The sequence below is a fragment of the Kosakonia sp. YIM B13588 genome (assembly GCF_042788165.1).
GTDB lineage: Bacteria > Pseudomonadota > Gammaproteobacteria > Enterobacterales > Enterobacteriaceae > Kosakonia > Kosakonia sacchari.
Window position 1 is genome coordinate 133870 of record NZ_JBHZPO010000014.1, and the last position, 13071, is coordinate 146940.

Annotated in this window: 3 protein-coding genes; 2 read left to right on the forward strand and 1 reads right to left on the reverse strand. The window is 58.9% G+C overall.

The genetic code is table 11. From position 1 onward, the window contains the following. Positions 1–4 precede the first annotated feature (4 nt). Together ACFX4U_RS20545 and ACFX4U_RS20550 are read left to right on the forward strand one after the other, a co-directional pair. Positions 5–12151 carry a hemagglutinin repeat-containing protein gene (locus tag ACFX4U_RS20545; RefSeq protein WP_349350634.1) on the forward strand — a complete coding sequence of 4049 codons (12147 nt, stop codon included), beginning with the start codon at positions 5–7 and terminating at the stop codon, positions 12149–12151. Further along, on the forward strand, positions 12148–12642 hold the full coding sequence (locus tag ACFX4U_RS20550; protein ID WP_313507856.1) for a hypothetical protein: 495 nt from the start codon (positions 12148–12150) through the stop codon (positions 12640–12642). The genes ACFX4U_RS20545 and ACFX4U_RS20550 overlap by 4 nt, the downstream gene beginning before the upstream one ends. A gap of 150 nt (positions 12643–12792) precedes the next feature. Here the strand turns inward: ACFX4U_RS20550 and ACFX4U_RS20555 are convergent. Beyond that, positions 12793–13071: hypothetical protein (locus ACFX4U_RS20555; protein ID WP_380221027.1), on the reverse strand; the 279-nt coding region annotated here is incomplete at its 5' end.

The window sequence follows — 13071 nt, forward strand, 5'->3', positions numbered from 1 at the left end:
AAGGATGAATACCGATAAACCGGTTCGTTTCTCGCAGCGCGCACTCAGCTGGCTGATTATCGGCCTGCTGGTCTGGCAGCCCGTGGCACCTTCCTTCGCGGCGGCCATCACACCGACCGGCCCGGCCACCATGGACAAAGCCGGCAACGGCGTGCCGGTGGTGAACATTGCCACGCCGAATAGCGCGGGCATCTCGCACAACCAGTTTAACGAGTACAACGTCGGCCAGCAGGGGCTCATCCTCAACAACGCCACCGGGCAGCTGAACCAGACCCAGCTTGGCGGGCTTATCCAGAACAACCCGAACCTGAAGGCCGGGCATGAGGCGCAGGGCATTATCAACGAAGTGACCGGTGGCAGCCGCTCACAGCTGCAGGGCTACACCGAGGTGGCGGGGAAAGCCGCCAATGTGATGGTCGCCAACCCGTACGGCATCACCTGTAACGGCTGCGGTTTTATCAACACGCCGAATGCGACACTGACCACCGGCAAACCGCAGTTTGACGCGGCGGGCAACCTCTCGGCTCTCGAGGTGACAAAAGGCACCATTACCGTCGAAGGTCAGGGGCTGAATGCCAGCGGCAGCGACGCGCTGTCACTGATTTCCCGCGCCACCGAAGTCAACGCCGCCATCCATGCGAAGGATTTAACGGTCACCACCGGTGCCAACCGGGTGGATGCGAACGGGAAGGCGACCGCTATCACCGGCGAGGGCGCGGCACCGGTAGTGGCGGTGGATACCGGCGCACTCGGCGGCATGTATGCCAACCGTATTCACCTGGTCTCCACGGAAAAGGGCGTGGGGGTGAACCTCGGTAATCTGGCGGCGCGCCAGGGCGATATCACGCTTGATGCGAACGGGAAAATGACCGTCCGGGAGAGTGTCACCAGCGGGGCGCTGACGGCGAAGGGCGACGGTGTGACGCTCACCGGCAGCCATAAGGCGGGTGGTGATATCGCGATTAACAGTACGCAGGATGTGGCGCTGAACAACGCCACGCTGGCGGCGGACGGCAAACTGACGCTGGCTGCGACGGGGAATACCACGCTGACTGCCAGCAAAATCGCTGCCGGGCAGACGGCGCTCAGCGCAAAACAAATTAACGGTGATGCGGCCAGCCAGCTCAGTGCGGCGGGTAACGCCACCCTGGATGCGCAGGATATCAGCTGGCAGGGCGAACTGACGTCCGGCGGCAACAGCCGGATAACGGCCGATAAGCTGGATAATACCGGTACGATAACGGCGAAAGGGCAACTGACGGCCATCGCAGGCAACCTGAACAACAGCGGCACCCTGCAGGGGCAGGCGCTGGAGATTAACAGCCAGACGGCGAACAACAGCGGCACGCTGATGGCGGCGGGTGATACCCGCATTACCGCCGGACAGCTGGATAATCATGGCACCATCGCTGCGAAAAATCAGCTCACCGCCACGACAACCACGCTGAAAAACAGCGGAACACTGCAGGGCCAGACGCTGGGCGTGACCGGCGATGCGCTGCACAACAGCGGCACGTTGCTCTCCGACGGCGATACCCGGCTTACGGGCACACAACTGGATAACCAGGGGACGGTAGCGGCAAAAGGTCAGCTTACGGCCACCACCTCGACGCTGAATAACGATGGCACACTGCAGGGGCAGACGCTTACAGCCTCCGGCGATGGGGTACAGAACAACGGCACCCTGGCCGCAGACGATTCCCTGAATGTGCAGGCCGGCGCACTGACCACCGGCACCGGCTCCACTGTTACCGCGAAAGGCGATGTGACGCTGACCGCGCAGACCACCGCTGATATCGGCGGGCAGGTGAATGCCGGGAAGGCCCTGAACGTGAAAGCGGCTGACCTGCAGACCCGCCAGCAGGCACAGATGCAGAGCGGCAGTGACCTGACCCTGACGGCCGCTGACAGCGCCACGCTGAATGGCACTCACGCGGCGAAAGGCACGCTCAGCGTGACGGCGAAATCCGTCAGTCACGGCGGGAAGTCGAATGCGTCAGCCATCACCCTGACCGCCCCCGGTGTGCTGACCAACAGCGGCACGCTGGTCGCGGATACACTCAGCCTCGGCAGTCAGCATGTCAGCAACAGCGGGCTGCTGCAGGGCACCCACGCGCTTGATGTGCAGACGGACTGGCTGGAAAACCTCACCGGCGGCACGCTCTATTCTGCAAAAGACCTGACGCTTGCCATCCCGCAACTGAACAACAGCGGGTTAATCACCACCGACGGTGATCTGCATCTGCACGGCAACAGCCTGACCAGCAGCGGCGAAATGAACGGTGTGAACCTGTTCAGTGACTACGCCCGCCTGGAGAACAGCGGACGGCTGCTGGCGGATAACACGCTCAGCCTGACGGCGGATGACATCAGCAACCGTGGCGTGCTGGCGGCAAAAACCACCGGCATCACCGCGAACACGCTCAGTAATACGGGCAGCGTGCAGGGCGACGATGCGCTGACGCTTAACGCACAGAACACCAGCAACGGCGGGGCGCTGGCGACAGCGGGCACGCTGAACCTCAGCGGGCAGACCCTCGATAACCAGGGCAACCTGAGTGCCACCACGCTGCTGCTGACGCTGGCGCAACAGGTGAATAACGCGGCGGACGGGCGCATTGTCGCGGACGACGTCGCCACGCTGAATGCCCCGCAACTGAGTAACAGCGGCCTGATTGCCGCGAAAAACCTGACGCTGAACAGCGCTGACATCACCAGCAGCGGCACGCTGCAGGGCACGGCGCTGCTGACCGCTTCCGGTACCACGTTCACTAACCAGCAGGGCGGCCTGCTGCTCAGTAACGGCGCGGTGTCGCTGAAAAATGACCGTCTGAACAACGCCGGGCAAATACAGGGCGACACGCTGAACCTCGCGACCGGGCAGTGGATGAACACCGGCACGGCACTCGGGCAGAATGGCCTGACCGCCACGGTCAGCGGCACGCTGGATAACCAGGGCCAGGTGGTCAGCCGGCAGGCGATGACGCTGACGGCAGATAACAGCACGAACAGCGGCGCGCTGATGGCGAAAGTGCTCGCGCTGCACGGCGATTTGCACAGCAGCGGTCTGATTCAGGGGACGGACGGGCTGACGTGGGATGGCAACACGCTGACCACTACCGCAGACGGTCAACTGGTCAGCGGCGGCAGTCTGGCACTGCAGGGTAAAACCCTGGACAACGCGGGCCGGATGCAGGGGAAAACCCTGACCGCAACGGCGGACAGCCTGCACAACAGCGGCACGGTGCAGGCGCAGGACTCGCTGAAGGTACAGGCTAGCGGCATACTCGCTAACCAGGGGCAGATGCTGAGCCAGGGCCAGGCGGATATCCGCGCGGCACAGCTGAACAACGACGGCACGCTGGCGGCAAACGACCTCGCCGTGACGGCACCGGTGATAACCAGCAACGGCATTCTGCAGGGCAATCACAGCCTGACCTTCGCCACGCAGAGCCTGTTTAATGGCCGCAACGGTCAGCTGGCAAGCGGCGGGCTGCTTGATGTAAACCTTGATACGCTGGAGAACCAGGGGCTGCTGTATGTGCAGGATGCGCTGACGCTTCGTGCCGGTAAGCTGGTGAACAGTGGCAGCCTGGAAGCGGACGCGCTGGATATCACCGCTGACAGTACACTGAGCAACAGCGGCACGCTGCTGGCACACCATGCGGCTTTGCTTCGCGCGGATGCGCTCGGCAACAGCGGACAGATTGCCGGCAACGCCGTTTCCCTGACCGGCAACACGCTGACCAACAGCGGCCTGATTCAGGGCGCGCAGCAGGCACAGGCGCATGCAGGCAGCATCATCAACACCGCCTCCGGTAACTGGCTTTCCGGTGGTGCGCTGACGTTTGACGGCGGCAGCCTGAGTAACGCCGGCACGCTGCAGGGCGAGACGGTTTCCCTCACCGGCACCACGCTCGACAACCGCAACCTCATCAACGGGCTGCACGGTCTGAGCGGCGTCTACAGCGGCGCACTCACCAGCGACGGGCAGATGGTCAGCGGCGGGGCGACGAACCTGCGGGCTGACGCCATCACCAGCGTCGGGCGCATCACCGGCGACACGCTGGCGCTGCATGCCGGTACGCTCGTCAATAATGGATTGTTGCAGGGGACGAACGGCCTGCGTGCGGATGCCGCCACGCTGGTCACCGGGGCGAACTCGCGCACGCTGAGCGGCGGTGATTTCACGCTGAACGCCGGGCAACTGAACACCGGGGGCACCCTGCAGGGCGGGCGGGTCAGTGTGACGGCGGATGACTGGACGTCCGGCGGTTCGCTGCTGAGCCAGGGCAGTCTGAACGCGGATGTGGCGGGCACGCTGGCACTGCCGGGTGCGCTTACCAGTCAGGGGGCGATGACGCTTCGTGCGCAGACGCTGAATAACGACGGACAACTGCTCAGCGCCGGGGACATCACCCTGCGCGGACAACAGCTCACCAACAACGGCAGCGTGCAGGGCAAAACGCTGTCGGCACATGAAAGTCGTATCACTAACAACGGCACGCTGACCGGCCTCGACAGTCTGACGCTGGATAACAGCCAGGCCACGGCGACCCTGATGGCACGGATGGCGATGGCTGCCCCGCAACTGGAGCTGATTAACGCCGGTTCGCTGCTGACGCAGGGCGCGCTGGATATCACCGCCGGGAGCGTGAACAACACCGGTACCTGGCAGGGGAATAACATCCTGCTGGCGGCGCAGTCGCTGGATAACCGCGGCGCCATTCAGAGCGCCGGGGCGCTGAACCTGCAACTGGCGGGCAATCTGACGTCCGCGGCAGGCAGCAAAATCACCGCCATGGGCACGGCGGCACTGCAGGCGCTGTCGCTGACGAATAACGGCCAGTGGGCGGCGAAAAACCTGACCCTCAGTGCCGGTTCGCTGAGCAACGGCGGTGCCATCAGCGGCAGCGACGGGCTGACCGCGACGCTCACGGGTGCGTTCACCCAGCAGGCAGGCGGGCAGCTTGCCGGCAACGGGGCGCTGAACCTGACGGCACAGCGTGTTGATAACGCCGGTACCCTCCAGGGCGGCGGCGTGACCATCAGCGCTGACACGCTGACCAACAATGCCGGTGCGCAGCTGGTCAGCGGGCAGGGGCTGACACTCACCACGCCGCAGTTGCTCAACGACGGGCTGATTCAGGGCGCGGGTGACACCCGGATTAACGCCGCCATGCAGGCGCGCAACGAGGGGAAACTGCTCTCCGGCGGGACGCTGACGCTGACCGCCCCGCAGTACACCGGCGCAGGCTGGCTGCAGGCGACGGACCTGATGCTGAATGCGGCGAACAATGCCGCGACCGGTACGCTGCTGGCTGACCGGATGACACTCACCGGCGACACCTTCACGAACCAGGGCACCACCCAGGCGAATGACCTGACGCTGAATTACCGCCAGCTCACCAACAACGGCACGCTGCTGGGCAGCCGCCAGCTGACGGTGAACGCCGCGCAGGTGAACCAGTCCGCCGCCGGCAGGCTGTTCAGCGGCGGTGACCTGCTGGTCGGTGCGACCGGGCTGAACGCGCTGGGGCAAATCGTGGCGCTCGGCAACCTGACGCTGCAGCTGGCCGATGCGTTTACCGGTAAAACCGCGCTGGCGGCGGGGAAAACCCTGAGTGTCACCAGTAACGGCGCGATAGATAACCAGAGCGTGATGCAGGGCCAGGCGGTGAACCTGAGTGCGGGCGGGCTGCTGACCAACAGCGGGCAAATCACCACCGGCAGCGGCACGAGTACGCTAAGCGGCAGCGCCATTGTGCTGAACGGCAACAGTTCGCTGCAGGGCGGCGGCGATGTGACGCTGGCGAGCCGCGGCAATATCACGGCGAACGGCTTTGCCGGCACACTCGGCAGCCTGACGCTGAGTGCGCCGGGCAGTATTGTGAACACCGCGCTGCTGTACGCGGCGAATAACCTGGCGCTGTACGCCGGCAGCATCACCAACCAGCGCGGCGATATGCTGGCAGGCAACAACCTGAGGCTGCAGCGCGACGCGGCGGGCAACGCCAACACCGAGGTGGTGAACACCTCCGGCAATATTGAAACCCGCAACGGTGATATCACCATTAATACCGGGCATCTGTTGAATCAGCGGGATGGGTTGAATGCAAATTCTGCAACGACGACGCATGACTTGATAGCAGGTATTGGCGATCAAAGGCTCAACCTTCACTATTCGCAGCTTCCTGACGGGACTTACGGGTTATTCAGCACTAACAGAACAGTGAATACCTGCGAAACCCAGGGCGGGTCATGTTCTCTCTGGAATTACACCACTATTAATGTGGCACCTCTCAAGGAATACACTGATTATAAATTTGTACTGAGTGAAACACGTACTGACGTAACCAGCAGTGGTGGCAGTTCGCGTATTGCGTCTGGCCGAAATATGAGCGTCGCAGCAGGTGTAGTGGATAACAGAGCCAGCGAAATACTCAGTACAGGGAACATGGCTTTACAAGGGACGCAGCTTAATAACCAAAGCTGGCAAAACAGCATAACCACAGATGCCATCGTATATAAATACGCATCTGATACCTATGCCAGTAGCCCTTATACGGGCGGCCCAATAAAAGAGCACAACAGCAACCTTATTTCCTATAACCTGACCATTCCCTACATCCTACAGGGCCATGAAATAACCACCACCCAGGGACAGCTTTACCGCGCTGTTATCCAGGCCGGTGGCAATGTCAGCGCCAGCTTCAGCAGCAATATCAGCAACACCAGTACGACCGCGAATGCCGGTGGCGTCAGCGGCACCATCACCGCTCCATCACTGAATACCCTGAGCAATCAGAGTATTGGCGGTAGCGTGGCAAAACAGACGCTCGCCGCAGGGCCGGTGACCGTCAACTCACCGCAGTGGCAGGACCAACTGCACAACGCCCTGCAGCAGATTAACGGCGGCGGCGCGCTGGATAATGCCAGCGCAAATGGTGCCGCGCTGACAAACATCGGCAGCCAGCAGAAAGGCAGCGCCAGCCTTGGCAGCGCGGGCAGCCTTGGCAGCGCGGGCAGCCTGGCGAGCGCAGGCGTCACCAGTGCTGTACTGAAAAATACCAGCACTGGCGCGCTCGACGCGCATCAGGGGAAATCCGTTGATACCAGCGCGTACCCGCTGCCGTCCGGCAACAGCGGCTACTTTGTGGTGTCGGCTAACCCGAAAAGCCCGTACCTCATCACCGTTAACCCGAAACTCGACGGGCTTGGCCAGTTAGATCCGGCGCTGTTTGGCGATCTGAACAAACTGCTCGGCGTCACGCCGTCAGCCGCCCCGCGTGAAACCAGCAGCACTTATACCGATGAGAAGCAGTTTCTCGGCTCCGCCTATATGCTGGATCGCATCAAACTTAACCCGGATCACGATTACCGCTTCCTCGGTGATGCGGCGTTTGACACACGCTATGTCAGTAACGTCGTGCTGAACCAGACCGGTAACCGCTACCTGAACGGCATCGGTTCCGATCTCGACCAGATGCGTTACCTGATGGATAACGCCGCTAACACGCAGCAGTCGCTGGGGCTGCAGTTTGGCGTGGCGCTCAATGCCGATCAAATCGCCGCGCTCGACCACAGCATCCTGTGGTGGGAAAGCGCCACCATCAATGGCGAAACGGTGATGATCCCGAAAGTCTACCTGTCGCCAAAAGATGTCACGGTCAATAACGGCAGTGTGATTGCCGGGAACAATGTCAGCCTCGAAGGGGGCAATGTCACCAACACCGGCGGCACGCTGCTGGCGCGAAACAACCTCAGCGTGGAGAGCGACGGGGCCATTACCAACAGCAACGATGCGCTGATGAAAGCGGGCGGCAACGTCAGTCTCAGCGCCATTGGCGATATCAGCAACCTCAGCTCCACCATCAGCGGCAAAACCGTGGCGCTGGAGAGTCTCGACGGCAGCATTAATAACGTCACGCTGGCCGATCAGTTCTCGCTGGATGCGAAAAGCAAACGCGGCTCGGTCAGCCTCAAAAACACCACGCTTGGCACTATCGCCAGCATTACCGCCAGCGATGGCCTGTCGCTGGCAGCGGGTAAAGATATCACCCTGACCGGCGCCACGCTGAAAGCGGGCGGCGATGTGCTGATGGATGCCGGTGGCAATATCGCCGTTAACGCGATTCAGAAAAATGACGCGTACAGCCAGTCCGGTTTTAATGCGGGTTATCTCCGTCAGACGGCCACCAGCCGCGAGCAGGTGTCGTATCAGGGAAGTGGTATCACGGCCGGTGGCAACCTTGCCATGCAGGCGGGTAACGACCTGACGCTCAGCGCCAGCGATGTCAGCGCCGGGAAAAACGCGAAGCTGTCGGCAGGCAACGATCTGAACCTTGACGCGCAGCAGACCCGCAACAACACCCGCAACGGCAAAAGCGAAAGCCACAGCACCGGCCTCGATCGCACTACCGTCAGCGTGGGCAATAACCTGATACTCACCGCAGGTCACGACATCAACTCGCACGCCGCCGGGCTGGCGGCTGAACAGCAGGTCGGCATGCAGGCGGGGCGCGACGTCAATCTGCTGGCCGAAGCCACCACCCAGGGCGACAGCTACAAAGCCAGCAAGAAAACGGTGATCAACGAGCAGGTGCGCCAGCAGGACACTGAAATCGCCAGCGGCACGGGAACCACAATCCTCGCCGGACGCGATATGAACGCCGAAGCCGCGCAGGTCAATGCGAAAGGCGATATCGGCGTGCAGGCCGGACGCGACATCAATCTGACCACCGCCACCGAAAGCGATTATCGCTACAAGGAAGAGACCAAAACCAAAAGCGGTTTCCTCAGTAAAACCAAAACGCACACCATCTCTGAGCAGAGCGCCACGCGCGAAGCCGGAACGCTGCTGAGCGGCGATAACGTGACGGTGAAATCCGGCAATGACCTGCTGGTGAAAGGCTCATCCGTGGTGGGTGACGGCGATGTGGCGCTCAGTGCGGGCCACAATGTTGATATCACCGCCGCCACCAACACCGACTCGAACTGGCAGTTTAAGGAGAAGAAAAAGAGCGGCCTGATGGGCTCCGGTGGGATCGGTTTCACCATCGGTTCCAGCAAAACCAAACAGGATCTGAAAGAGAAAGGCACCACCCAGAGCCAGAGCACGAGCACTGTGGGCAGTAACGGCGGCGATGTGACGGTCACTGCGAGTAATCAACTGCATGTTGGCGGCTCAGACCTTATCGCCAAAAACGATCTCGCCCTGAGCGGCGACAGCGTGGTTATCGACCCCGGTCACGACAAACGCACCACCGATCAGAAATTCGAGCAGAAAAGCAGTGGGCTGACGCTGGCGCTCTCCGGCGCGGTGGGCGATGTGGTGAATACGGCTGCCTCCACGGCGATGGCGGCAAAAGATCAGAGTGACGGTCGCCTCGCGGCATTGCAGGGCACCAAAGCCGTGCTCTCCGGTATTCAGGCCTCACAGGCTTCACGTCTGGCGGCGGCGAAATCCGGCTCTGATGATGCAACCAAGAACGGCTCCTTTGGCGTGATGGTTTCCATCGGCGGGCAGTCGTCGAAATCCACGTCGCATTCCGAGCAGGATACCACCACCGGCAGCACGCTTAACGCAGGTAACGATCTCACCATCTCCGCCACCGGCAAAGGCAATGCCGCCAACAGCGGTGATATTACGGTTGCAGGCAGTCAGCTTAAAGCCGAGAAAGACCTCACCCTCGAAGCGGCTCGAGACATCACCCTGACGGGCGCAGCAGATACGCAGAAAACCACCGGCAGCAACTCCAGCAAGGGCGGCTCGATTGGCGTCGGCATTACTGCCGGGCCGAATGGCGCCGGGTTTATGGTGTCGGCCAGCGCGAATGCGGGCAAAGGCGGTGAAAAAGGCAACGGCACCACATGGAATGAGACCACGCTGGATGCCGGGCAGAACATCTCCCTGAAGAGCGGTCGCGATACGTTGCTTCAGGGCGCGCAGGTTAATGGCGATAAAGTCACAGCCGATGTCGGGCGTGACCTGACGCTGAGCAGCCTGCAGGACAGCAATAACTACAACAGCAAGCAGCAGAACGTCAGCGGCGGGCTGAGTTACACCTTTGGAGCGGGCGGCGGGCTGGGGGCCAGCTTCAGCTACAGCCGCGACAAAATGAAGAGCAATTATGACTCGGTGCAGGAGCAGACCGGGATCTTCGCGGGCAAGGGTGGCTTTGATGTCACGGTGGGCAACCACACGCAACTGGACGGCGCAGTGCTTGCCAGCCGGGCGGACGCTGACAAAAACCGGCTCGATACCGGCACGCTGGGCTTCGCTGATATCAACAACAAAGCGGATTTCAAAACGGAACATCAGGGTGCCGGGTTCAGCACCAGCGGCAGTATGGTCGGCAATGTGCTCGGGAATATGGCCAATGTCATGCTGGCAGGCATGAACGGTAAGGGTCACGCCGAAGGCACCACGCAGTCGGCGGTGGCCGACGGCACGATTGTGATCCGCGACAAGGCTGGCCAGCAGCAGAATGTCGCCACGCTGAGCCGCGATACCGAACATGCCAACGGCAGCATCGACCCGATATTCGACAAGGAAAAAGAGCAGCGGCGTCTGCAGACCGCACAGATGATCGGCGAGATCGGCACGCAGGTCGCGGATATTGTGCGGACCGAAGGGAATATTACAGCGACGAAAAAAGCCAACGAACGAATGGCAACAGCGACGGATGGCGACCGTGTCGCGGCTATCAAAGAGCTGGAGAAGGACAAAAAAGAGGTCACGGATAAAACCATCCAGGACCAGATGTATCAGACGTTCTATAACGATGAATTTACCAAATCGGGTATGGGGACAGGGCAAAGCACCCAACGTGCGATCACGGCAGCAACGGCGGTCATGCAGGCGCTGGCTGGCGGAGATATTAAAGCCGCGATAGCTGGAGGTGCCGCGCCATATATTGCCAATGCTATCGCCAGTGCGATCCCGGAAAAGGATATTAAGGGACGAGTGCTGGCTCATGCAGTTGTGAACGCCGCACTTGCTGCGGCAATAGGTAAAGACGCGGCCTCAGCAGCGACCGGAGCTGCGGTGGGCGAGCTTGCCGGTAGGATCGCGAAGGATGGTTTTGGTAAAAACACATCTGAACTGAGTGAGGAAGAGAAACAAACAGTGTCAGCGCTGGCGACACTGGCTTCGGGGCTTGCTGGCGGACTGGTGGGAGATAACAGTGCGAGTGTGATAACTGCGGCACAAGCGGGTAAGACAACTGTTGAGAATAATGTGCTGAGTACCAATCAACTGAGTGGGTTTGCCGAGAGAGCCAGAACCTGCCAGGGAGCTAGTTGCGAAGCCGTTATTAGAGACATGATCACGCTCAATGCAGAGCAGCAGGTCGATATAGCAACCCTTTGCACAACGGCTCCAAAGCAATGCAAGGAGAAGTTTGGCTATCTGGTTGAGCAGTGGCCAGCATTCGACGCAATGATCAAACATATGGCTGCGGATGGCACGTTACCCGATGATTTCAGGGATGCTCTGACACCTATGTATGCCCAAGGCATTGAAGCCCAAGGCATTTTAGCGAATTCTGGCTGGACCGAACGGTTTGAAGCCATGGGGGCTAATAAGGAAGTTGCACAGGCCATGGCGGCGACTCTGCCATTGTTAATTGGCGGGGCTAAAGGCGCTAGAGGTTCGAAAAACCCAACAACGGGTAATGGTTCGGCAATTCCTGAAGTTACAACCCCCGGGGGCGTTGGCGCAACGGTGAATTCTGCGAAGCCTGTATGGTTGCAGGATCTTCAGGCTGGTAATAAGTTTAACTTAGAGCAGTATAAAAATTATCCATACAAAGAACTGTATGTGAACAAACCCAACGGAAACGGTTATTATCGTCTAGATTCGTATAACCCAACTACAGGTGAGATAGTGTCACGTAAGTTCACACAATTTGCTGATATCAAAGAGGCGACGGCGACCAGTTACATTCGGGAAGCTGTGAATAAGTATCCTGCAGGCGCGACCATTGCTAAAGTCCCATCAAGTGGGGCATTGGCTGGCGATACGCTGCGTGGGACTAATATTTTAGAAGTTCCTCCTCAGGTAAAACCCATTCCACAAGCGGTTTTGAATGCAGCAGATAAGGCTGGAGTGGTAATACGTGATACAAATGGGAAAGTTTATCAATGAAGCAAGATATATTTTATTGTAAATCTTGGTTTAGGGCAAAAAACAAACCAATAGATATATGGTTAGAAAAGAAAGCATATAAAAAACATATTGCTGGTGAGTCTTATACCGCACTCATTGGTTCAGACTCTACACCATCATGTTTCATTGAAGTAATGAAAAGCAAAGGATGGGTTGGGGTAAGTTTTCTAAATGAGAAATTACAAGAGTATTTGCTATACAATTTTAAAATAATTGATGACGATCGTTTGTTTTTATCAATGGCTATTTATCGAGAGTTTGCTGAGCGTGATGGAGAAGGTGCAGGTATATTGAATGTGTTGCATGGTACTACATATATTTTTAACGAAGATGGTAGCACTGTAGTAAGAGAAGAACAGTTCCATCCTTATAAACTAGAAGAGAGTCAAACAATGGTCGATGTGGCAGGGAATTATGATACATTCCCCGATTTTGGTGAGTATGATTCTTTGATTCGAAAGGAAAGGTAAGAAATCGCTAATCTTTAAAAGAGTCTCAAATCATTATGGAGGTTTTTACTATTATCCAGGTGGGCTTTCCCGGCTTGATAAATTACAGTTTTACCATATGCATCTCTGCCCATTCTGGACTGACCCCGCCCCGGTAGACATTTCCTGTCCTCACGACGAGGCCTGTTCAAAGGTCTCCGGACTGACGCCGCCGAGGTGGCTGTGAGCAGTAAACGTTATTCCGAAGAGTTTAAAGTTGAATCGATAAAATCGATTGTTGATCGCGGCTAAGCCATTGCAATTATTGCTACCCGTTTTGATATCATCACGGACAGTCTTTTTGCATGGGTAAAAAGTAGGGCCCTGATTCATTTGACCTGCTCCCCGTTGATTAATACACCACGATGTTAGTAATGTCTTCATAAGCCACATGAGGACATCCCCATGAAG